Source organism: Pseudonocardia asaccharolytica DSM 44247 = NBRC 16224 (assembly GCF_000423625.1).
In the GTDB taxonomy this organism is placed as follows: Bacteria; Actinomycetota; Actinomycetes; order Mycobacteriales; family Pseudonocardiaceae; genus Pseudonocardia; species Pseudonocardia asaccharolytica.
In genome coordinates this window covers 1-23,148 of record NZ_AUII01000046.1, presented here as the reverse complement: position 1 = coordinate 23,148, position 23,148 = coordinate 1, and the positions used below count along the sequence as shown (strand labels likewise).

Sequence of the window (23,148 nt, the reverse complement as noted above, 5' to 3'; positions counted from 1 at the left end):
CGGAGATTCCTTCCAGTTCGGCCCGGGTGGCGTGGCCGCCGTCGACGGCCTGCTCGGCGAGGCGGGAGTCGAGGATCCGGTCGGCCCACAGCCCGCCCCACCAGGCCCGCTCGGCGGGGGTGGAATGGCACCAGATCGATGCGCTGGGGGCGACGTCGGTGGCGCCGGCGGCGTGCGCCCAGGCGAGCAGGCGGCGCCCGGCGTCGGGTTCGGTGCCGTTGTCGTGGGCGACCGCGTGGTAGATCCGCAGCCATCGGTCCAGCCGGGGATCGGTGGGCCACCACATGGCGCCGGCGTAGTCGGTGTCGCGCGCGGCCACCAGCCCGCCCGGGGCCGGGTGAGCCGCAGCATCCGGCGCAGCGCGGCGACCGGATCGGCGAGGTGCAGCAGCACCTGGTGGGCGTGCACGACGTCGAATGTGCCGATCCCCTCGTCGAGGGCGAGCACGTCGCCCTGCCGGAAGGCGACGTTGCGCACGCCCGCGCGCTCGGCGTTCGCGCGGGCCTGTCGCAGCACGGCCGCGGAGGCGTCGATCCCGACGACGGTGCCCGGGGCTACCCGCCGCGCGAGGTCGACGGTGATCGTGCCCGGGCCGCAGCCGACGTCCAGGACGTCCATCCCGGGACGCAGGTGCGGGGCGAGGTAGGCGGCGGAGTTGTCCACGCTCCGCCAGTGCTGCGACCGCAGCACGCTCTCGGCGTGCCCCTGCCCGTAGCTGTGTGTCGCCGTGGCCATGCGCTGGAGAGTACCCACATACTTCTCATATATTGCAACGTTTGTCTCAAAATATGGGATGTCCTTGGGTGAACCCGTCGCGGATCGACGCCCGGTCGACCGTGAAGGCCAGGTATGCCCCCAGCCGGTCGGCCAGCTCGGTCGGCCTGCTCAGCGCGACCAGGTGCCCGCCGGGCATCTCGTCGACGTCGATTCCCAGGCGTGCCCGCGCGATGCGCCGCTGGAACTCCAGAGGGAAGAAGCGGTCGTCGCGGCCCTGCAGGAACCTCGTCGGGACGTCCGGCCACGCGGGGAGCGGCCAGGGTCGGGTGAACGGCGTCTCGGACTGGTCCGGCGCGCCCGCCGCCATCGCCGCCGCCGTCACCTCGGGCGGGACGTCGTGGAAGAACACGTCCGCCACCAGGTCCTCCTCGGCCAGCGAGCGGCCGTCCCGGGCGGCCTGCTCCGCGCGCGCCTGCGTGTGACCGGTGTTCGCCCACCACTCGCCGGGCGACTCGCCCGGCGCGGGTACCATCGCGTTCAGCAGGACGAGCAGGTCGACCGGCACCCGCTCGCAGACCAGCGGCGCGGTGAACCCGCCCATCGACTGGGCGACGAGCACGAGCCCGGTCCGCCCGTCGATCGCCTCGATCACCGCGTCCGCGTACTCGACCAGGCCGGCGCTGTCGTCGTCGGCGGGCAGCGTCACCGCCACCGCCTCGCAGCCGCGCCGGTCCAGTTCCTCGACGAGCCGATGCCAGTACCAGCCGCTGCCCCCGGCGCCGGGGATCAGCACGAACGTCTCCGCCATCGGCGTCCTCCTCTCGGGTCTCGTGACCTGAGACGACCGGCTCGTCAGGAAGTCATCGGTCGAGCGCCCGAAGATCATGGGGAGAGGGCCGCGTCGACGACCTGCTCGGCCAGCGCGCGGGCCGCCGGTGCACGGCCGACGGTCTGGGCCTGTGCGTTGACCACGGTCGTGTCGTCGCGGACCGACGCGTAGTGGTCGCCGGTGAACCGCACGTTCTGGTAGCGCCCGCGTTCCCGGGAGAGTTCGACGATGTTGCCGGTGCCGTGGCGGTCCACGAGGCGCTGAAACTCCCTCGCCTGCGCGGCATCGGGCATGTCGACCCAGGCGACCGCCACGAGCACGACGTTGCCACGCTTGTCTCGCACCTCGAACAGGGCACGGAACAGGGCGGTGCACGGATGCTCGCGGAAGAACCCCCGTACGCGGCCATAGGAGTGGGCGGCGCAGCCACCCGCGTCGGAGGTCAGGTGCTGTTTGACGCGCAGACCTTGACGCTCCAGGCGCAGCAGGGTGCGAGCCGGCCGCAGCCGGGGTAGGCACATCCCTGGTCGCGGGCGGCCACCGCCCGGCGCAACCCGTCGGGGATGGTGCGGGTGCGCCGCCCAGCACAATGGGGGTGACGGCGGCGTCGCCGGTCAGCGGGGCGGCCTTGGCCTCGATGAGGGTGGCGATGGTGGCGAACAGGGCCGCGTCGTCGAATCGGCCCTTGAGCGTGCCGCCGGAACCGCCCCGGTTCGGGTTGAGGATGAGCTCGTTGACCGGGGCCGGCGGCTCGTCGTCGGGTTCGGGCCCGTCGGCGTCGAGCATCTCGATCAGCCGTCTGCCGTACGCCAGCAGCTCCGAGGGGGTGTAGACGGCGGTCTTGCCCGCCAGCTGTTCCTCCGCGCCGGCCCACACCTCGGGGGCGAGCCGTTCGGCGGCGGGGCCGGCCAGCAGCTTGGCAATCACCTCGACGTGGCGCAGGCCGGCCTGGCCTGCGGCGAACACCGCGGCGGTGGCCGGCAGCCGCGGGGCAGCGCGGCACCGTCCAGCCCAGCAGATCCCCAGCGCCCCGGCCGGGCCCTTGTAGCCGCGCTCGGCGAACACCCCCCGCCGCACCCGCCCCGACCGCCGCGCCCACGGCGTCCAGCGCCTCGACCAGGAGGCGGCGGGCGGCGCGCAGCGGGCTGTCGGACACGCGTTCAGCGTACTCGAACCAATGTTCGAAAAATGGTCATTCGGTGCAGGTCAGTGGCATTCCGGCGCGGCCCCGACCGTTCACCGGTACCCCGCGGAACCGGATCTGCTCGATCCTGGGGCGGGAGCACGCTCAGTCGACGACGAAGTCGGTGAGCTGCAACAGCCGCTGACGGGCGAGACGTTCGACGAGCTCCGGAAGCGCATGCACCGGTGAGGTGTCGAGATCGTGTCGGGAGCCGCATACGACGTGGCTGACCGTCTTCCGGCATGCGCGGTGGCTGAACTCGGACGCAAGGCGTTCGATCGCGCCCTGTACGGCCAGGTCGTGCTGTGGGCAGGCGTACGCGCCGCCCGGGGCGGATCCCATCAATATTCTCCTGATTTCCTGCTGCTCTTTGGTTATGGGCCCGGATAGTTTCCGCTACGTGTCGGTGAGTAGCGAGCGAATAGTGACGACATCCCTGTCGCGGGAGGGCCGGCGACAACCAGCATGACGAGATCGCTCAGCTGGAGGACCAGACGGTGGACTCTGACCTGGAGGACGAAGGTCCTGATCCGGGTGGGTGGATCGGCTCGTGCGCACCGGCTCCGCCAAAGCTATTCCGGATCTCATGAGTGGATCTCGATATGGCAATCCGTTTCCGGTGCTGCTACGGACGGAGGCGGCCGGACGGGCTCAGCTGTTCGGAATCGACCAGCACAGATGGGTACCGCACGGCTCCCGCGAATCGAGGGTGAGGATACCGCCGTGGCGTTCGGCGCGGTGCCGCAGGTTGGCGAGCCCGCTGCGCCGGGTGCTGGAACCGATGCCGACGCCGTCGTCGCGAACGTCGAGGGTCAACCGGTCGGCGCCCGCGATGATGTCGATCTCGGCGGATCGGGCTCGGGCATGGCGGGCGACGTTGGTGAGGGCCTCGCGCAGGACCGCGGTGAGATCCTCGGCGACGTCGTCACCCACGGTGTCCTCCAGGAGTCCGGAGAACCGCAACGCAGGCTCGAACCCGAGCACCTCGGTCAGGTCGGCGACCACGTCCAGCAGCCGCGACCGCAGTCCCGCCGGCGTGGCGCCGCCGCTCCGGTGAAGCTGGAAGATCGTGGTGCGGATCTGCTTGATGGTGTCGTCGAGATCGCGGATGGTGCCGACGACCCGGTCCGTGGACCGGCCAGGGCCGAGGCTGGCGGCGACGCTCTGCAGCGAGAGCCCGGCCGCGAACAGCCGCTGGATCACGTGGTCGTGCAGATCGGCTGCGATGCGATCGCGTTCGTCGAGCATCGCGGCACGTTGTTGCTCGGCGCGGGCCTCGGCGAGCTCGATCGAGATCGAGGCCTGGTTGGCGAACCCCGCGGCCATGTCGAGGTCCTCGGAGGTGAAACCGGGTCGGCCACTGAGCCTGGCAGAGCTGATCACACCGTTCACCTGGTTCGAACCCGCGAGCGGGACGACCAGCACGGGCCCGATGTCCAGCACCCTGGAGGCGAAGAACTCCAGCCCGGGCCGCTCGTCGGCGGTGTCGACGCGCAGCGGCCGGCCGCTGGCGAACACCTGCCCGACCAGGGAGCCCTGGACGGGCACCTCGCGGCCCTGCAACTGGTCGGCGCCGGCGCCGACCACGACCTCCATGCGGAGGTGCTCGCCGTCGCCGGTCGGCAGCACCACCGAGACGAGGTCGGCCTGCGCGATGTCCCGGCAGCATTCGGCGATGAACCGCAGGGCCTGACCGCTGTGGCTGGTGTCGGACGAGAGCATCCGGCGGGTGATCGCGGCGGAGGCGCGGAGCCACTCCCCGCGGGTGCGGGAGTCCTCGTAGAGCCGGGCGTTCTCGATCGCCACACCGGCGGTGGCGGCGAGTGCCGTCACCAGTTCCTCGTCCTCCGCGCTGAACTCGCCGTTGCGGCTCTCGGAGAGATAGAGATTGCCGAAGATCTCGTCACGGACCCGGATCGGGACGCCGAGGAAGGTGGTCATCGGCGGGTGCCCGGACGGGAACCCGGACGACCGGACGTCGTCGCTGATGCGACGCAGCCGGATCGGCCGGGGGTCGTCGATGAGCGCACCGAGTAGGCCCTTGCCCTGGGGCAGATGCCCGATCCGGGCGACGTCCTCGGGGGGCATGCCGGAGTGGACGAACTCGGCCAGGCCGCCGTGCGCGGCGATGACGCCGAGCGCGGCGTAGCGGGCGCCGACGAGCTCACGGGCGGCCTCGACGATGCGTGAGAGCACCGTCGGAAGGGTCAGATCTCCGATGATCGCCTGACTGGCGCGCAGCAGCCCACGCAACCGCTCCTGGGTGCCCATCACCTCCTGGGCGCGTTCGATCAACTGCCCGAGCAGTTGGTCGAGCTCCATTCGCGGCAGATCCGGGAACGTCAGCTCCTCCTGCTGACCGGCATCACCGGCGCCGGCAGCCGGATCCTCGGCGTTGACATGGTGTGCCTCACGTCCCGCCATCTTCCGTGGCACCTCCTCGACCCGTCGGATGCGGACTGTGTCGGCGATCCCATCCCGCCCCTCGTTCCTAGTCTGCATGCTGCGCGCGGGGATCTCACCGTTGGTGCCCGGGGAACTACGCGGATCACATGTGCTCAGCCCAGGTCGACCCATGGCCCGCCGACGTCGAGAACGAACTTGTGATGATCGAACAGCACTGTGGATCACCACAAGTTCGTTCTCGACGGGCAGTGGGGTCGGGGGTGGCGGCGCGGGGGCCAGGAGAGGGCCTGCCAGGCCGGTGCCGCGTGCCGCAGCGACTCCTCGACCGGCCCTGAGGTGTCGACGATCATCGCGTCGGACCACTCGTCGGCGGCGGCCATTGCCGCCGCGATCTCCGCGGTCGCATCCGAGCTGCCGACCGGACGGGTGCGCAGCCGCTGCACCGCGGTCTCGGTGCTGGTCCGGCACTCCAGCTGGATCAGCTCGCTGTGCGTATGCTTCGCGAGCTTCTCGGCCTCCTGCCGGTGCAGCGCCGAGGTCCACGACGCGTCGAGGATCACCGACTCGCCGCGGGACAGCAGCTCGCCAGCCCGGTCCAGCAGCTCGCGGTACAGCGCTTCGGTGTGCTCGGCGCTGTAGAGCCCCTCCCGGTATGCGGCGCCGGCGCGGGCGGTCGGGTTGATCCCGGCGAGTTCCTTGCGGATCCGGTCGCTGGACAGCACCACCGCGCCGAACCGGTCGGCGAGCCCGCCGGCGATGGTCGTCTTGCCGGTCCCGGGCAGCCCGCCGACCAGGGCCAGCCGAACGGCACCTCGTTCGAGATGCCGGCGCGCCACCTCGGCGTACTCGAGAGCCGTCTGGGCCGCGGCGGAGTCGCCCTGCCCGTGGCGAAGGCACGCCACCTTGGTCCGGACGAACGCGCGGTAGGCGGTGTAGTGGTGGCGGAGCGCGGATGGGGCCGGGTCGCCGGAGAACGCGGTGTAGGCGACCAGGAACTCGGCCGCGCGGTCGGGCGCGCCGAGACGTTCCAGGTCCATCGCGAGGAATGCCACGTCGTCGAGCGCGTCGACGTAGCGCAGCCGATCGTCGAATTCGAGACAGTCGAGCACCCGCGGACCGTCGTCGAGGAAGAACACGTCGTCGGCGATGAGGTCGCCGTGGCCGTCGACGATCCGGTCGTCGGCGATCCGGTGGGCGAACAACGGGCCGCGGCCGTCGATGAACCGCATCGAGAGCCGCTCGATCACGTCGATCGCGGTGTCGTCGAGCGGAGCGCCGGGAATCGCGCGGGTCTCCGCGATGTTGTCCCGCCAACGCTCGCGCAGCGCGTCCTGGCTGCCTTCCGCGTTCACCGCGGGTCCGCGGGCGGCGCCGGCGTGGAAGCGCGCCATCAGCCGCGCCAGCTCCCGCAGCGGCCCGCTGAGGTCGGCGCCGGTGGTCAGCAGCGTGGCGAGCCGCCGGTCGGCCGGCATCCGCCGCATGACCAGCAGGTGCTCGGCCACGTCGGCGGGCGCACCGTCCGGGCGCGGGGCGGACACATCGCTGATCCCGAGATAGACATCCGGGGAGAGTCTGCGGTTGAGCTCGAGCTCGCGGCGCAGCACCTCCCGGCGCAGCTCGAGGGTGCTGAAGTCCAGGAACCCGGTGCGCACCGGCTTCTTCATCTTGTACGCGCGGTCACCGATGAGCATGACGATGCCGACGTGGGTCTCCCGCAGCTCGGCCCCGCTCACCACAGCTCACCCCGATCGCGCGGCTCGGTCACCCGGGCGGGCGCGGGCAGTTCCAGCTCCGGCTCGATGGAGGTGACCTGCGGCGACACCACCGCCACCGGGCACGGACTCCAGCGGACGAGGGCCCGGCTGGTGGAACCGAGCAGCACCCGCATCGGCGCACTGCGGGTATTGGCACCCACGACGACCAGCCGGGCCTGGGCTGCCTCCTCGAGCAGCGCCTCGATCGGGCGCTCGTCGGTCACCCGCAGATCCACCTCGACGGTCGGGAACCGGTCGCGCCACGGTGCGAGCTCGTCGGCGAGCCGGTCGGCCGCCATCGTCCCGGAGTGCAGCGCGATCAGCCGCGTCCGGTGGATACGCGCGTCGGCGAAGGCGGCGGTCAGCGCGGCGGCGTCGGTCGCCGCGTCCAGGACCCCGACCAGCACCGGTCCGCCGGCGGGGGGCGGATCGCCGCGGACGACGACGACCGGGCAGCTCGCCCGGCCGGCGAGATCGAGCGCGAGCGAACCGATGAGCGCGTCGTGCACGTGGTCGCCGCCCACCATGCCGACCACCATCAGCGCCGCCCGGTCCGCGGCGTCGAGCAGCGCGCGCAGCGGCTGGCCGTCGAGCCGTTCGGTGCGCATCTTCACGTCGGGTGCCTGCCGCAACGCGACCGTGTAGCCACGGGCCAGGATCGATGCGGCCCGCCGGCGCCCGGCCGGGTCGGTGGCGTAGGGAGCGGCGTGCACGACGGTGAGCGGCAGACGGCGGGACCGGGCCTCGGTCACCGCCCACCGGACCGCTCGTAACGCGGTGTCCGTGCCGTCCACCCCGACGATCACGCCGGGGTCCTGATGTTCGTCAGCCATGTTCACGAAGGCGCTCCGATCCGTGCATTGGCAGTGGTGGGGGTCTCGACGCGACGTGGGGCGGGCCGCACGTGGCTCAGCCGGGTGGCCTCGGCGCGGCGGCCTCGGCGAGAGAACGGATCAGGTCGGTGGCGGTGACCAGCCCGACGAGCCGCTCGCCCTCGGTCACCAGGACCGCGTCCACCCCGGTCGCCTGCATCCGTTCGGCCGCGGTGGAGCGGTGGTCGGTGGCGCGCAGGACCGGGGCGGCCCGGCAGAACGTGGTGACGAGCGGCGGGGCGGCCGGGAAACGCGCCATGCTCGCGGGGATGTGGGCGAGCAGGTCACGTTCGAGGACCAGGCCGCGACAGTCCGTCCCGTCGATCACCGGGAGGTGCCGGACGCCGTTGCGGGCCATGAGCCGCAGCGCGACCAGCGCGTCGGTGTCGGAGGTGACGCCGACGAGCTGCCGCGTCATCAGGACGGAAAGCGGCGGGTCGTCGTCGAGGTTCTGGGGCGGGGCCCCGAGACGGGTGCGGTAGGCCGACATGGGACCTCCTCGATTCGTCGCTCACGACCATGGTGGCCGATCCGACCCGCCCGAGGGAGAGGCGGACGACCTTGACGAGGGTGCGGCCGGCCCGTGGCGGGGGAGACGGGAGACCCGCACGGCCGGGTCCTTCGGCCCTGTGCCTGTGGCGCCGGATGGGCCGTCATGAGGACGGCCGTCACCGGGACGCCGTCCGTCGGCCCGGCTACGGTGGAGGCGGCCCTGCAACCGTGGGGTGCCCCGGTAAGACCCGGGGCCGGACCCGGTCGGGTAGGCAGTGACGGGAGGGCGTCGCCGTGGCGGAAGAACGCACCGATTCCCGGTTGATCGTGGTCGGGGTCGACGACAGCGACTCCGCGCGCGACGCCGCCGAATGGGCCGCCGATCTCGCCTCCGTGTGGCGGGCTCCGCTGTGCCTGCTGCACACCGTTGGCGGTCAGGGCGCGGAGGGGACCGAGCCGGGCTGGCTCGGCGAACTGGGGCGTATCGCCGAGCGCGTCGGCGCCGATCCCGTTGCGTCCCACGTCGTGGCGGGTGACGTGGTCGAGGTGCTGCTCGACCGGGCGGCGGGGGCACGGCTACTGGTGGTGGGCAGCTACGGCGAGGGTGCGGTGGCCGGGATGCTCGCCGGCGACACCGCGCTGGCGCTGCTGGCCGCCTGCCCGTGTCCGGTGGCGGTGATCCGAGGGCAGGGGCCGGGCATTCCGCCGCCGCGCGGCGGCCCGGTCGTGGTGGGGGTCGACGGTTCCCCTACCGGGAACGGGGCGCTCGAGTTCGCGGCGGAGCTCGCCGAGGCGTCCGGGGCCCGGCTCGTGGCGATGCACACGTGGGCCGACGTCGCCGCCGACGAGTCCGGCCGGATGCGGCGGCTCAGCGACGACTGGGACGCACTGGCCCAGGAGGCGGGCGAGGTGCTCGACGCGAGCCTGGCCCCGGTGCTGGAGCGTCATCCCGGCCTGCAGGTCGAGCGCGCGGTCCTCGGCGACAACCCGCTGCGCGCGCTGCTCGCGCGCGCGGACGGGGCCCGGATGCTGGTCGCGGGCCACCGTCGGGGCCTCCCGCCCGGCGGGATCCGCCAGCTCGGTTCCACCAGCAAGGGACTCGTCGAGTTCGCCGGTTGCCCGGTGGTGATCACCCCGCCGGTCGCGGGCCCGGAGGACGGCGCCGATCGCGCCGCGGACCGGTCCGCGCAGCCGACGGGGTGACCTGGTCCGGAGATCCGGACCGCGGGCTCAACCAGCCGCGGTCCGGGTCTTCGCGACGGTGAGCAGGACGGCGGCGTCCTCGACGGCCTCCAGGCTGTGCGGGGCGTCCGGGACGATCAGCAGGTCGCCCTGCCTGCCGTCCCAGGAATTGGGGCCCGCGACGAGGCGTACCCGCCCGCGCAGGACGTGCACGGTGGCCTCGCCGGGGCTCTCGTGCTCGGCGAGGGCCTGCCCGCCACACAACGCGATCAAGGTCTGGCGCAGCACCCGTTCGTGCCCGCCGTAGACCGTGCGCGAGCTGCGCCCACGGGCATTGGCCTTGGCCGCCTCCAACTGCTCGCGGGCCAATGCGTCCAATGAGGTCTTGTGCACCGAATCGTCCCTCTCCATCCGCGGCTCAGCCGACACGGTCCCACCCGCGGCGGGTGGGTCGCGTCGCGGGTCCCGCATCCCGTGAGCGATACACGATGTAGGGCCGGAACAGGTAGGCCAACGGCGCGGTGAACGCGTGCACCAGCCGGGTGAACGGCCAGATCGTGAACAGCAGCATCCCGATCAGGGTGTGGATCTTGAACTCCAGGTTCGACTGGCCCATCGACGCGACGTCGGGCTGCAGCACGAACAGCGACCGGAACCACGGCGAGACCGTCTCCCGGTAGGAATGCTGCTCGCCGATGATGCCGGTGCCGAGCACGGTGGTCGCCAGCCCGGCCACGATCGCGGCCACGAGCACCACGTACATCAGCTTGTCGTTGCGGGTCGTGGCCATGAACACCGGGCCCGACGTGCGCCGCCGGTAGACGAGGATCCCCACGCCGACGAGGGTGCAGAAACCGGCGATGCCACCGAGGACGAGCGCCTGGATGTGGTAGGCGTGCTCGGAAAGGCCGATGGCGTCGGTCCAGCTCTCGGGGATCAGCAGGCCGATCACATGCCCGATGATCACCACGAGCAGGCCGAAGTGGAACAGGGGGCTGCCGATGCGCAGCAGCCGCGACTCGTACAGCTCCGAGGAGCGAGTGGTCCAGCCGAACTTGTCGTAGCGGTACCGCCAGATCGTGCCGCTGACGAGGATGACGACCATCACGTACGGCAGCACCCCCCAGAGCAGCACGTCCACCCCGCTCATCGCGTTCCTCCCGGGGAAAAGGGGGCCAGCTCCAGCCCGACCTGTTCGCGCGGTGGCCCGCTGCGGGCCAGTGCCTTCGCCGCGGCGACGTCGGCGGGCGACGGTCCGGGCAGCAGCGCGCACACCGCCTCGACGGGCGCCGCGTACGGGGTGCCCACCTCGATCAGCGCGAGCCGCAGCAGCTCGATACCCGCCCGATGCTCCTGCAGCACCGCGAGCCCGTCGGCCAGGTCGGCGGTGGCCGCGAACTCGAGCACCGCGGGCAGGAAGTCGGGCAGCTCGGTGCTGTCCAGCTCGACGCCCGCCGCCCGGTAGCGGGCCTTGAGCGCGGCGAGCGCCCCGCCACGACGGCGGGTCTCCCCATCGGCCCACCAGGTCAGATAGAGGCAGCAGCGCCGCCGGTTGTCGAAGGTGCGCACGTAGTGCTCGGCGAGCTCGCCGGGTGGGATGCCCGCCACGGCGTCGAGGAACGCGGTCAGCCGGGCCCCCGGCGTGCCGTCCGGCAGGGCGTCGACGGCGCCGCGGACGAGCGGGAACATCGGTAGGACGGACTCGTCGGGGTACTGCAGGCAGACCGACGCGGCCTGCAGGACGGTGGCGTGGGCCTGATCGTCGTAGGACTGGATCGTCATGGGCGGTCCTTCGCCATGGGGGTGTCCGGCCGGGGATCGGCCGTCGGGTCCGCGGTCCCCGATTCCGGCTCCGACGCGGTGCGCCGCGGCGGGAACAACCCCGCCGGGCGGCCCTTACCGTCCCAGTTGAGCAGGTTGATCCGCGCCCCCGGCTCGCCGGGGTCGGCGAGTTCCTCGCTGGTCTGGCGGTGGCGCAGGGCGTGGAAGGTCTCGACCGAGACCGGCAGCGGGCGCCCGGACGCCTCGCCGAAGGGCCCGCTGCCCGCGACCATCCCGGGCCCGCCGTCGACGTCCAGGCTGCAGCCGAGCTCCTCGAGCTCGCGGGCCTCGCCGGAGTAGGCGGTCGGGATGACATAGCGCTGCTCGTACTTCGCGATCGCCAGCAGCCGGTACATCTCGACGATCTCGCCGCCGGTCATCCCGACCGCGGTGGCGATCGACTCGTCGCGGGGCCGCTCGAGCGTCACGTCCCGCATGTAGGAGCGCATGGCGGCCAGCTTCTGCAGGACCGTCCGCACCGGCTCGGGGTCGCCCGCGGTGAACAGCTCCGCCAGGTACTCGATGGGGATGCGCAGCGCGTCGATCGCGCCGAACAGGTTGCCGGCGTCCTCACCGTCGTGGCCGGTCTCGGTGAGCCGGTCGACCACGGGGGACAGCGGCGGGATGTACCAGACCATCGGCATGGTGCGGAACTCCGGATGCAGCGGTAGCGCCACCCGGTACTGCTTGGCCAGCTTGTAGACCGGGGAATGCTGGGCTGCCGAGATCCAGTCCTCGGCGATTCCGCTGCGCCGCGCGGCCGCGATCACCTGTGGGTCGTGCGGGTCGAGCAGCAGCTCCAGCTGTGCGGGATACAGGTCGTGCTCGTTCTCCACGGACGCGGCCTCGGTGACCCGGTCGGCGTCGTAGAGGAACAGCCCGATGTAGCGCAGCCGTCCCACGCAGGTCTCGCTGCACACCGTCGGCAACCCGACCTCGACCCTCGGGTAACAGAACGTGCACTTCTCGGCCTTGCCCGTGCGGTGGTTGAAGTAGACCTTCTTGTACGGGCAGCCGGTCACGCACATCCGCCAGCCCCGGCACTGGTCCTGGTCGACCAGCACGATGCCGTCCTCGGCGCGCTTGTACATCGCCCCGGACGGGCAGGACGCCACGCAGGACGGGTTGAGGCAGTGCTCGCAGATCCGCGGCAGGAAGAACATGAACGCGCGCTCGTACTCGAAGCGCACCTTGTCCTCGGACTCGGTGCGGATGCGCTCGACGATCGGGTCGCGGGGACCGTGCTCGGGCGCGCCGCCGAGGTCGTCATCCCAGTTGGCGCTCCATTCCACGGCCATCGGCTGACCCGAGATCAGCGACTTCGGCTGCGCGACGGGGAAGTCATCGCCCAGCGGGGCGTCGGTCAGGGTCTCGTAGTCGTAGGTCCACGGCTCGTAGTAGTCGCGGATGTTCGGCAGGACGGGGTTGGCGAAGATGGACAGAAGCTTCTTGAACCGCCCACCCGCCCGCAGCCGCAGCCGGCCGCGCGCGGTGCGCACCCAGCCGCCCTTCCAGGTCTCCTGGTCGGAGTAGCGGCGCGGGTAGCCCTGGCCGGGGCGGGTCTCCACGTTGTTGAACCACACGTACTCGACGCCGCTGCGGTTGGTCCACGCCTGTTTGCAGGTCACCGAGCAGGTGTGGCAGCCGATGCACTTGTCGAGGTTCATCACCATGCCCAGCTGGGCCATGACCCTCATCAGTACTGCACCTCCTGGGAGCGCCGCCGGATCACGGTGATCTCGTCGCGTTGGTTGCCGGTCGGTCCGAGGTAGTTGAACGCGAACGACAGCTGGGCGTAGCCGCCGATGAGATGCGTGGGCTTGACCAGAATGCGGGTCAGCGAGTTGTGGATACCGCCGCGCAGGCCCGTCGCCTCGGACTTCGGGACGTTCACCACCCGCTCCTGGGCGTGGTAGACGAACACCGTGCCGGCCGGCATGCGGTGGCTGACGACCGCCCTGGCCACCAGCACCCCGTTGCGGTTGACCGCTTCCACCCAGTCGTTGTCGCGCACCCCGATCGCCCCGGCGTCCTGCTCGCTCATCCACACCACCGGCCCGCCCCGGGACAGCGACAGCATGAACAGGTTGTCCTGGTACTCGGAGTGGATCGACCACTTGGAGTGCGGGGTGAGGTAGCGGACGGTCACCGAGGCACCCTCGTCGCCGAGGGTGCCCGGCTGCGCCTCGCCGAAGAGCTTGTGCATGTCCAGCGGGGCCCGGTAGATCGGCAGCAGCTCGCCGAAGTCGGACATCCAGTCGTGGTCGAGCAGGAAATGCATCCGCCCGGTCAGGGTGTGCCATGGCTTGCCCCGCTCGACGTTGACGGTGAACGGGGCGTAGCGCCGCCCGCCGGTCTCGCTGCCCGACCACTCCGGGCTCGTGATCACCGGGACCGGGCGGGCCTGGGTGTCGGCGAAGCTGATCCGCTTGTCCTCGCTGCCCACGGCCAGGTCGACCAGTTTCATCCCGGTGCGTCGCTCGGCCTCGGCGAATCCGTGTACGGCCAGGCGCCCGTTCGTCGTCGCGGACAGCGTCAGGATCGCCTCCGCCATCTTGGCGTCGGTGTCGATCGCGGGTCGCCCGTCCCCGGCGCCGCCGAGCATCACCCCGTTCTTCGCGCCCAGGTAGGCGATCTCCTCCTCCGCGTGGTAGGTGATCGCCTTGGTCGTCATCCCCAGCCGGTCGACCAGCGGCCCGACCGTCACCATCTTGTCCGCGAGCGCGGGATAGTCGCGCTCGACGACCACGAAGTTCGGCATCGTCTTGCCCGGGATCGGTTCGACGCCGCGCGGAGCGTCGGCGGAGCGCGCATCGGCACTGCCGGCGCGCCAGTCGAGCACCCGCCCGCCCGGCTGCGCGGTCTCGCCGGGCGTGTCGTGCTGCAACGGCACGGCCACGATGTCGCGGCGGACCCCGAGGTGGGTGCGGGCGAGTTCGCTGAACCGCGTGGCGATGGCGTTGAAGGCGTCGAAGTCGGTGCGCGACTCGAACGGTGGGTCGATCGCCGGGCTGAAGGCGTGCACGAACGGGTGCATGTCGGTGGTGTTCAGATCGTGCTTCTCGTACCAGGTCGCGGCCGGTAGCACGATGTCGGACAACAGCGTCGAGCTGGTCATCCGGAAGTCCAGCGACAGCAGCAGGTCGAGCTTGCCCTCCGGGGGCTCGCCGTCGCGCCAGACCACATCGCGGGGCCTGCGGTCCTCGGGTGTCTGGTCGGCCAGCAGGTTGTTGTGGGTACCCAACAGATGCCGCAGGAAATACTCGTCGCCCTTGGCCGAGGAGCCCAGCAGGTTCGCCCGCCACAGGGTGAGGCAGCGCGGCCAGTTCTCCGGGGCGTCGGGGTCCTCGATCGCGAAGTTCAGCTTCCCGGTCCGCAGCTGCTCCGCGACGTGGCCGGCGACGTCCTTCTCCCCGATCTCGTCGGCCAGGTCGAGGGGATTGCGGTCGAACTGTGGGTAGGACGGCATCCAGCCCAGCCGGGCCGAGAGCGCGATGGTGTCGATGGTGTGCATGCCCTTGAGATGGCCCTGCGCGAGCGGCGAGGTCAGCGCATCGGCCCGGTAGCCGTCGTACCGCCACTGGTCGGTATGGGTGTACCAGTAGGCGGTCCCGATCATCTGCCGCGGCGGCCGCTGCCAGTCGGTGGCCATCGCCATCGTCGCCCAGCCGGTGATCGGCCGGCATTTCTCCTGCCCGACGTAGTGCGCCCAGCCCCCGCCGTTGCGGCCCATCGAGCCGGTGAGCATCAGCAGCGCCAGGACCGCCCGGTAGGTGGCGTCGCCGTGGAACCACTGGCAGATCCCCGCGCCCATGATGATCATGGTCTTGCCGCCGGACTCCTCGGCGTTGCGCGCCATCTCCCTCGCCACCTTCACCACCTGCTCGGCGGGCACCGACGTGATCGGCTCCTGCCAGGCCGGGGTGTACGGCTGCGACGGGTCGTCGTAGCCGCTCGGCCAGACCCCGGGGAGGGGAGCGCGGTGAACGCCGTACTGGGCGAGCATCAGGTCGAACACCGTGGTCACGAGCTGGCCGCCGATGCGGCGGACCGGGACGCCGCGGCGCAGCACTCCGCCGGCGGCGTCCCCGCCGTCGACCCCGCCGTCGAAACGGGGCAGCAGCACCTCGGCGGACTCGGGATTCGCGGGGTCGAGCACCGTCAGCTGCGGCGCGACGTCGCCGAGGTCGAGGTTCCAGCGCCCCATCCCGGACTCGGTGTAGCGGAAGCCCATCGAGCCGTTCGGCACGACCGGCTCGCCGGTGCGCCCGTCGACCAGCACGGTCTTCCACGCCGCGCCCTCGCCGTCCTCGCCGAGGCCGGCGGCGGTGAGGAACTTGCCGGGCAGGTACGCGCCGTCGCGCGCGGTGTTCTCCTCGAGGGTGACCAGGAACGGCAGGTCGGTGTAGCGCTGCGCGAAGTCGACGAAGAACGGGACCCGCCGGTCGAGGAAGAACTCCTTGAGGATCACGTGGCCCATGGCCATGGCCAGTGCGCCGTCGGTGCCCGGCTGGGCCGGCAGCCACGTGTCGGCGAACTTCGTGTTGTCGGCGTAGTCCGGTGAGACGACCACGACCTTCTGGCCCTTGTAGCGCGCCTCGGCCATCCAGTGCGCGTCGGGGGTACGGGTGACCGGGACGTTGGAGCCCCACATGAGCAGGTAGGTGGCGTTCCACCAGTCCCCGGACTCGGGCACGTCGGTCTGGTCACCGAACACCTGCGGCGAGGCCACCGGCAGGTCCGCGTACCAGTCGTAGAACGAGGTCATCGCGCCGCCGACGAGCTCGATGAACCGCGATCCCGCGGCGTGGCTGACCATCGACATGGCCGGGATCGGGGAGAACCCGGCGATCCGGTCCGGGCCGTAGGTCTTGATCGTGTGCACGTGCGCGGCCGCGACGATCTCGACGGCCTCGTCCCACGAGACCCGCACATGCCCGCCCTTGCCGCGCGCGGACTGGTAGCGGCGGCGCTTCTCCGGGTCGGTGGTGATCTCGGCCCACGCCGCGACCGGGTCACCGAGCCGGGCCTTCGCCTCGCGGTAGGACTCCACCAGCACCCCGCGGGCATACGGGTAGCGCACCCGCGTGGGGGAGTAGGTGTACCAGGAGAACGCCGCCCCGCGCGGACAGCCGCGCGGCTCGTACTCCGGGGAGTCGGGCCCGACCGAGGGGTAGTCGGTCTGCTGGGTCTCCCAGGTGATGATCCCGTCCTTGACGTAGACCTTCCACGAGCACGAGCCGGTGCAGTTCACCCCGTGCGTGGAGCGCACCACCTTGTCGTGGCTCCACCGGTCGCGGTAGAAGACGTCACCCTCCCGCCCGCCGCGGCGGAACACCGCGCGCAGGTCCTCGGAGACCTCGCGCCGGGTGAAGAAGCGGCCGGTGCGCAGCAGTGCGTCGGCCGCGGACCCATCGGTCCCGGCCGCCGACCGGCCACGAGAATCTGCGCTGAGCGTCATCCGACCTCCATCCGTGCGGGTGTCGGGAATGACCCTGGCAGGGCCGAAGCCGACCGATCAATGCCCGAAAGTCCCCCCGCCCGGGTCGGAAGGCCCCCTAGCCGTGGTCGCTCTCGTGGGTGAACCTCTCCTCGGACAGCCGCATCCAACACCCCCGGCCGCGGCGGCGTCGACCCGCAGACGAGGAGCTGACGTGACCGTGATACGTAGCGCGCAGGTTCCGGCCCTCGGGCGGGGGAGAGCGCCTCAACTTCGTCGTGACAGAACCGCCTGCTGTTCTCTCGAACATGGGTTCGAAGATGGTGCGGCGGGCGTACCGCTACCGCTTCCACCCCACCCCCGATCAGGCCGCCCAGCTGGCCCGCACCTTCGGCTGCGTCCGCTACGTCGACAACCGAGCTCTCGCGGAGGGGTCGCAGGCGTGGGCCCAGCAGCGGCGGCGGGTCACCCACGCCGAGACCGACCGGATGCTCACCGCCTGGAAGCGCGACCCGGACACCGCCTGGCTGACCGAACCGTCGAAAGGGCCGCTGCAGGCGGCGCTGCGGCACCTGCAGGCCGCGTTCGTGAACTTCTGGACCAGGCGGGCGGGTTACCCGCGGTTCAAACGCAAGGGCAAGACCACCGGCTCTGCCACCTACTTCCGGGGCTGCTTCACCTACCGCAACGGCCGACTCACCCTGGCCAAGCAGGACCGGCCGCTGGACATCCTCTGGTCCCGCCCGTTGCCCGCGGGGGCGGTGCCCTCGCAGGTGACGGTGACCCGCAACGCCCGCGACCAGTACCACATCGCGATCCTGGTCGAGGAGGCCATCACCGAACACGCCCCCATCGACTCGGCGGTCGGAATCGACGCCGGGCTCACCAGCCTGGTCACCCTCTCGACCGGGGAGAAGATCCCCAATCCGCGGCACGAACACCGCGACCGGGCCCGGCTCGCGCTCGCCCAACGGCGCCTCGCCCGGAAGGCGAAAGGGCCGAACAACCGGGCCAAGGCCCGGCTCCGAGTGGCGAAGGTCCACGGCCGGATCGCCGACCGCAGGCGGGACCTGTTGCACAAGCTGTCCACGAGGATCCTCCGCGAGAACCAAACGGTGGTCCTCGAGGACCTGGCGGTCCGCAACCTGGTGCGCAACCACTCCCTCGCCCGCGCCATCTCCGACGCGAGCTGGGCGGAGCTGCGGCGGATGCTGGAGTACAAGGCCGCCTGGTACGGACGCCAGGTGGTCGCCATCGACCGCTTCTACCCGTCGAGCAGGACCTGCTCGGCGTGCGGAGCGATCGTCGAGAAGTTGCCGCTGAACGTACGGGAGTGGACCTGCCCGTGTGGCGCCGTTCACGACCGCGATGTGAACGCGGCGAAGGTCATACGAGCGGCCGGGCTGGCCGTGCTCGCCTGCGGAGACGGAGTCAGACCGCTCCGCGCATAGCGCAGGGAGGCATCCGTCGATGAACCAGGAATCCCCCGGCTTCAGCCGAGGGAGCGTCAACCGACCAGCAGCCACCGGCAGCACAACGCCGACCCCGCCCGTCCGAGGATCGACATCGCCCGCGGCGATGCTCGCGCTGGCCACGATCGGGTTCGCGCTGACGTTCTGGGCCTGGGCCCTGCTCTCGCCCCTGGGGGCGAGCCTGCGCGAGCAGCTGTCGCTGACCGCGTTCGAGCAGTCGCTGGTGGTGGCGGTCCCGGTGATCGTCGGATCGGTCGGGCGGATCCCGGTCGGTGCGCTGACCGACCGGCTGGGGGCCCGGCGGATGTTCCCCACCGTCGCGCTGCTCACCGTTCTGCCGGTGCTCTACCTCGGCCACTTCGCCGACTCGCTGGCCGGCTTCCTCGTCGGCGGATTCTTCCTGGGTCTGGGCGGCACGACGTTCGCGATCGGCGTCCCGTTCGTGAACTCGTGGTACCCCCCGGAGCGGCGCGGGCTGGCGCTGGGGATCTTCGGCGCCGGCATGGGCGGCACCGCGATCTCGGCGTTCTCCACCGTGCAGCTGGCCGAGGCGCTCTGGCCCAGCTTTCCGTTCGACCTGGTCGCGGTGGTGCTGGTGGGGTACGCGGTGGTCAGCTACGGGCTGCTGCGGGACCGGCCCGACCGGCAGGTGCCGTCCGGGTCGATGCTCTCGCGACTGGCGGGCACCCTGCGGATGGGGGTGACCTGGCAGCTGTCGTTCCTGTACGCGGTGGCCTTCGGCGGGTTCGTGGCGTTCAGCGTGTACCTGCCCACCTACCTGACCACCCAGCACGGGCTGGAGCGCGGGGACGCGGCGCTGCGGACCGCCGGGTTCGTGGTGCTGGCCGTGGCGATGCGCCCGGTCGGCGGGTGGCTGTCGGACCGGATGCGCCCGGACGGGGTGCTGACCGCGGCATTCGCCGCGCTCACGGTGCTGGCGGTGGCGGCCTCGTTCGAGTTCCCGCTGACGGTGGCCCGGACGGTGGTGTTCCTCGGGATGGCCGCCGCGCTGGGCATCGGCACGGGGGCCGTGTTCGCGCTGGTCGCCCGGCTGGTCCCGGCCGAGCGGGTCGGCGCGGTGACCGGGGTGGTCGGTGCCGCGGGCGGGCTGGGCGGGTTCTTCCCGCCGCTGGTGATGGGCCTGGTCTACGGCGGCATGCACGACTACACCGTGGGGTTCCTGCTGCTTGCGGCCACCGCACTGGTGGCCGGAGTGTTCACCGCGATCGTCGTGCACCGGCGGGTGGCGACGGGCGCATGAGTGTGGCCCGGACCGCGCGGGTACCTCTCGCGCGTTCACCTCGACCCTCAGGAGCCATTGGATGACGATCACGGCTGGCGCGCCCGTTCCCGCTCCCGGCCGGCGCGGGGTCGCCGAGCTCGACCACCTCGATGCCTGGTGGCGCGCGGCGAACTATCTGGCGGTGGGGCAGATCTACCTGCAGGCCAACCCGTTGCTGACCGAGCCGCTGAGCCCGCGGCACATCAAGCCGCGGCTGCTCGGGCACTGGGGCACGACCCCCGGGCTGACGTTCGTCTGGGCCCATCTGAACCGGCTGATCACCGAACGTGACCTCGAGATGCTGTTCGTCAACGGGCCCGGGCACGGCGGCCCGGCGATGGTGGCCGCCGCGTGGCTGGAGGGCACCTACTCCGAGCGGTTCCCGGACGTCTCGCGGGACGCCGCGGGGATGCAACGGCTGTTCCGGCAGTTCTCCTTCCCCGGCGGCGTCCCGAGCCACACCGCGCCCGAGACCCCCGGGTCGATCCACGAGGGCGGTGAGCTGGGCTATTCGCTGGCGCACGCCTACGGCGCCGCGCTGGACAACCCGGACCTGCTGGTGGCCTGCGTGATCGGCGACGGGGAGGCCGAGACCGGGGCGTTGGCCGCCTCCTGGCATGCGAACAAGTTCCTCGACCCGGTCACCGACGGCACCGTCCTGCCGATCCTGCACCTCAACGGCTACAAGATCGCCAACCCGACCGTGCTCGCGCGGATTCCCGAGACCGAGCTGCGGTCGCTGCTGCAGGGCTACGGGCACGAGCCGTTCTTCGTGGATGTCGCGGCCCCCGAGGACCCGATGCGCGCGCACCGGGACATGGCCGAAACCCTGGACCGCATCGCCGACACCATCGCCGGTATCCGCGCCAGGGTCGCGCGCGGGCAGACCGAGCGGCCGCGCTGGCCCGTGCTGGTGCTGCGCAGCCCGAAGGGATGGACCGGTCCCCGCGAGGTCGACGGCCTGCCGGTCGAGGGCACCTGGCGCGCGCATCAGGTTCCGCTGGCCGGGGTTCGGGAGAACGCGGCGCATCTGGCGGAGCTGGAGCGGTGGATGCGCTCCTACCGCCCGGAGGAGCTGTTCGACGCCGACGGTGTGCCCGTCCCGTCGCTCGATGACGTGGCGCCGCGGGGAACGCGGCGGATGAGCGCGACACCGCATGCGAATGGCGGGAAGCTGCTGCGGCCGCTGCGGCTGCCGGACTTCCGCGACCACGCGGTGGCGGTGTCGACGCCCGGTACGGCGACCGCGGAGAGCACCAGGGTGCTCGGCGGGTGGGTACGGGATGTGATCAAGGCGAACCCGGTGAACTTCCGGCTCTTCGGCCCGGACGAGGTGGCCTCCAACCGGCTACAGGCCGTGTTCGACGTGACCGACCGGCAGTTCGACGGCGAGCGGCTCTCCACCGACGAGCACCAGAGCCGCGAGGGGCGGGTCCTGGAGATCCTCTCCGAGCATGTCTGTGAGGGCTGGCTGGAGGGATATCTGCTCACCGGCCGGCACGGCATCTTCACCTGCTACGAGGCCTTCATCCACATCATCGACTCGATGTTCAACCAGCACGCCAAGTGGGTCAAGGTGAGCAGGGAGATCCCGTGGCGGCGGCCGATCGCGTCGCTGAACTACCTGCTGAGCAGCCATGTGTGGCGGCAGGACCACAACGGCTTCTCCCACCAGGACCCCGGGTTCATCGACCACGTGGTGAACAAGAAGGCCGAGGTCATCCGGGTGTACCTGCCGCCGGACGCCAACACCCTGCTGGCCGTGATGGACCACTGCCTGGGCACCCGCGACCGGATCAACGTCGTGGTGGCCGGTAAGAACACCGCGCCGCAGTGGCTCGACGTGGATGCCGCGGTGGCGCACGTCGAGCGGGGGATCGGGGTCTGGGACTGGGCCTGCAGCGACGCGGGCAGCGAGCCGGACGTGGTGCTGGCCTGCTGCGGCGACATCCCGACGATGGAGACGCTCGCGGCGGTGACGCTGCTGCGGCAGCACCTGCCGGAGCTGCGGGTGCGGGTGGTCAACGTGATCGACCTGATGCGGCTGCAGGACCCCACCGAGCACCCGCACGGGCTGCCGCAGCGCGAGTACGACGCGCTGTTCCCGCCGGACACACCGACGATCTTCGCCTTCCACGGCTACCCGTGGCTGATCCACCGCCTTGCCTACCGGCGCGCCCACCACCCGCACCTGCACGTGCGCGGCTACAAGGAGGAGGGCACCACCACCACCCCGTTCGACATGCTGATGCTCAACGACCTCGACCGGTTCCACCTGGTCGCCGACGTGATCGACCGGGTGCCCGGGCTGGGGGTGCGGCACGCGGCGCTGCGCCAGCACATGTTCGACGAGCGGCTGCGCTGCCGTGAGCACACCCGCCGTACCGGGGAGGACGCCCCGGACGTGCGCGACTGGGCATGGCCGGGCTGACGCGGATGCTCGTGGTCAACGCCGGGTCGAGCAGCGTCAAGATCCGGCTGCTCGACCACGGCGACGCCGTCGTGCGCCGCGTCGACCTGCCGGCCGAGGAGGGCAGGACCGCACCCGGAGCGGTGCGCGACGCGGTCGCCGGGCTGGGCCGGGTCGATGCCGTCGGCCATCGGGTGGTGCACGGCGGGCCGGCGTTGCACGGCCCGGTCCGCGTGGACGATGCGGTGCTGACGGAGCTGGACCGGCTGGCCGCGCTGGCCCCGCTGCACCAGCCGCCCGCGCTGGCCGCGCTGCGCGACACCATGGCGGCGCTGCCCGACGTGCCCGCCATCGCCTGTTTCGACACCGCGTTCCACACCACCCTTCCCGCGGCGGCCGCCACGTACGCGCTGCCCCGCCGCTGGCGGACGGAGCTGGGGGTGCACCGATTCGGCTTCCATGGCCTCGCCCACGAATGGGCGGCCCGGCGGGTGGCGGAGCTGGTGCGGCCCGGGCTGCGCACGGTCGTCGCGCACCTGGGCTCGGGCTCGTCGCTGTGCGCGGTCTCCTGGGACGGCGGCAGGCCCCGGTCGGTGGACACGACGATGGGTTTCACCCCGACCGCCGGGCTGGTGATGGGCACCCGCAGCGGCGATCTCGACCCCGCCGTCCCGCTGTGGCTGGTCGAGCACGCCGGGCTGGGCGTCCGCGAGGTCGCCGAGGCTCTCGATCACGACTCGGGCCTGGCCGGGTTGGCCGGCGTCGCCGACATGCGCGAGGTGCTCGCCGCCGAGGCCGCCGGGGATGCGGGCGCCGAGCTGGCGGTGGCCGTCTGGCTGCACCGGCTGCGGGGCGGTATCGCCGCCATGGCCGCCGCGCTGGGTGGGCTCGACGCCCTCGTGCTCAGCGGCGGGATCGGCGAGCGGGCCACCGACCTGCGGCTGCGCGCCGCGGCGGGCCTTGGCTTCCTCGGGGTCGCGGTCGACCCGGCGGCCAATGCCGCCGCGGCCCGCGACCACGGCACCCTCGACGCCGACATCAGCCTCGCCGGAGCCCGCGTCCGCACGCTCGTCGTCCACGCCCGCGAGGAGCTGGTGATCGCCGAGCAGGTCCGCGCCGTGCTCGCCGCCGACCCGGCGGGACGGCCCGTGGGCTGACTGTGAGGATGGTCGAGCCGGCCCGGTGATGGTGGGCTGGTGGTGACAGCAGCGGGTGTGACCCGTGGTCTGACTGGCGTGATGCCCTTGAGCGGACTTGTCCGCCTGCTGTTGTCGGCACCGGCCCGGCC

17 protein-coding genes and 3 pseudogenes are annotated in these 23,148 nt (G+C 71.8%); 5 read left to right on the top strand and 15 right to left on the bottom strand.

Going from position 1 to position 23,148, the window contains the following annotated elements; genetic code table 11:
* The 10 genes and pseudogenes from G567_RS36475 to G567_RS0123950 form a co-directional block, all read right to left on the bottom strand.
* Positions 1 to 319, bottom strand: a pseudogene (locus G567_RS36475) (SAM-dependent methyltransferase); the annotation flags it as partial.
* A 68-nt stretch (positions 320 to 387) separates the two neighbouring features.
* A pseudogene (locus G567_RS36470) lies at positions 388 to 618 on the bottom strand (class I SAM-dependent methyltransferase); the annotation flags it as partial.
* Between the two features lie 163 nt (positions 619 to 781).
* Entirely contained in the window at positions 782 to 1,525 is a 744-nt protein-coding gene (locus tag G567_RS36465; RefSeq protein WP_051233500.1) for an alpha/beta fold hydrolase, read from the bottom strand.
* Positions 1,526 to 1,599: 74 nt separating this feature from the next.
* On the bottom strand, positions 1,600 to 2,067 hold the full coding sequence (locus G567_RS36460; protein WP_051233499.1) for a hypothetical protein: 468 nt from the start codon (positions 2,065 to 2,067) through the stop codon (positions 1,600 to 1,602).
* A gap of 238 nt (positions 2,068 to 2,305) precedes the next feature.
* Positions 2,306 to 2,611 (bottom strand): annotated as a pseudogene (locus G567_RS37305) (DUF222 domain-containing protein); the annotation flags it as partial.
* 223 nt (positions 2,612 to 2,834) lie between these two features.
* Positions 2,835 to 3,071, bottom strand: a complete 237-nt coding sequence (locus tag G567_RS31110) for a three-helix bundle dimerization domain-containing protein (protein ID WP_037057988.1) — start codon at positions 3,069 to 3,071, stop codon at positions 2,835 to 2,837.
* A 309-nt stretch (positions 3,072 to 3,380) separates the two neighbouring features.
* Entirely contained in the window at positions 3,381 to 5,153 is a 1,773-nt protein-coding gene (locus G567_RS0123965) for a sensor histidine kinase (protein WP_028931932.1), read from the bottom strand.
* Between the two features lie 203 nt (positions 5,154 to 5,356).
* Entirely contained in the window at positions 5,357 to 6,868 is a 1,512-nt protein-coding gene (locus G567_RS31105; RefSeq protein ID WP_245585777.1) for a bifunctional aminoglycoside phosphotransferase/ATP-binding protein, read from the bottom strand.
* The gene (locus tag G567_RS0123955) at positions 6,865 to 7,722 is read right to left on the bottom strand and encodes a universal stress protein (protein WP_147201270.1); all 858 of its coding nucleotides are present in this window, start codon (positions 7,720 to 7,722) and stop codon (positions 6,865 to 6,867) included. The genes G567_RS31105 and G567_RS0123955 overlap by 4 nt, the downstream gene beginning before the upstream one ends.
* A 76-nt stretch (positions 7,723 to 7,798) precedes the next feature.
* Positions 7,799 to 8,251, bottom strand: coding sequence for a CBS domain-containing protein (locus G567_RS0123950; RefSeq protein WP_028931930.1), 453 nt, complete (start codon positions 8,249 to 8,251; stop codon positions 7,799 to 7,801).
* A 296-nt stretch (positions 8,252 to 8,547) separates the two neighbouring features.
* Here G567_RS0123950 and G567_RS31100 point away from each other — a divergent pair, with 296 nt between their 5' ends.
* Complete coding sequence (locus G567_RS31100) at positions 8,548 to 9,456, top strand: universal stress protein (RefSeq protein WP_051233498.1); 909 nt, start codon at positions 8,548 to 8,550, stop codon at positions 9,454 to 9,456.
* A 27-nt stretch (positions 9,457 to 9,483) separates the two neighbouring features.
* Here the strand turns inward: G567_RS31100 and G567_RS0123940 are convergent, their stop codons facing one another.
* Genes G567_RS0123940 through G567_RS0123920 form a run of 5 tightly spaced genes read right to left on the bottom strand, consistent with a single transcriptional unit; the run spans position 9,484 to position 16,717 of the window.
* Positions 9,484 to 9,846, bottom strand: coding sequence for a cupin domain-containing protein (locus G567_RS0123940; RefSeq protein WP_245585776.1), 363 nt, complete (start codon positions 9,844 to 9,846; stop codon positions 9,484 to 9,486).
* 7 nt (positions 9,847 to 9,853) lie between these two features.
* Complete coding sequence (narI, locus tag G567_RS0123935) at positions 9,854 to 10,585, bottom strand: respiratory nitrate reductase subunit gamma (protein ID WP_028931928.1); 732 nt, start codon at positions 10,583 to 10,585, stop codon at positions 9,854 to 9,856.
* On the bottom strand, positions 10,582 to 11,217 hold the full coding sequence (gene narJ / locus G567_RS0123930; RefSeq protein ID WP_037057986.1) for a nitrate reductase molybdenum cofactor assembly chaperone: 636 nt from the start codon (positions 11,215 to 11,217) through the stop codon (positions 10,582 to 10,584). The genes narI and narJ overlap by 4 nt, the downstream gene beginning before the upstream one ends.
* Entirely contained in the window at positions 11,214 to 12,953 is a 1,740-nt protein-coding gene (narH, locus tag G567_RS31095) for a nitrate reductase subunit beta (protein WP_051233497.1), read from the bottom strand. Before narH ends, narJ begins: the two co-directional genes overlap by 4 nt.
* Entirely contained in the window at positions 12,953 to 16,717 is a 3,765-nt protein-coding gene (locus tag G567_RS0123920; RefSeq protein ID WP_028931926.1) for a nitrate reductase subunit alpha, read from the bottom strand. Before G567_RS0123920 ends, narH begins: the two co-directional genes overlap by 1 nt.
* Before the next feature lie 287 nt (positions 16,718 to 17,004).
* Between G567_RS0123920 and G567_RS0123915 the strand changes: the two genes are divergently transcribed.
* The 4 genes from G567_RS0123915 to G567_RS0123900 all read left to right on the top strand — a co-directional run bounded on the left by G567_RS0123915 (position 17,005) and on the right by G567_RS0123900 (position 23,017).
* Positions 17,005 to 18,147, top strand: coding sequence for an RNA-guided endonuclease InsQ/TnpB family protein (locus tag G567_RS0123915; protein WP_037057985.1), 1,143 nt, complete (start codon positions 17,005 to 17,007; stop codon positions 18,145 to 18,147).
* A 127-nt stretch (positions 18,148 to 18,274) separates the two neighbouring features.
* The gene (locus G567_RS31090) at positions 18,275 to 19,429 is read left to right on the top strand and encodes an MFS transporter (RefSeq protein ID WP_037057984.1); all 1,155 of its coding nucleotides are present in this window, start codon (positions 18,275 to 18,277) and stop codon (positions 19,427 to 19,429) included.
* Positions 19,430 to 19,490: 61 nt separating this feature from the next.
* A complete protein-coding gene (locus G567_RS0123905; RefSeq protein ID WP_028931924.1) occupies positions 19,491 to 21,881 on the top strand; it encodes a phosphoketolase family protein in 2,391 nt (796 codons plus the stop codon).
* Complete coding sequence (locus G567_RS0123900) at positions 21,869 to 23,017, top strand: acetate/propionate family kinase (protein ID WP_028931923.1); 1,149 nt, start codon at positions 21,869 to 21,871, stop codon at positions 23,015 to 23,017. Before G567_RS0123905 ends, G567_RS0123900 begins: the two co-directional genes overlap by 13 nt.
* Positions 23,018 to 23,148: the final 131 nt, after the last annotated feature.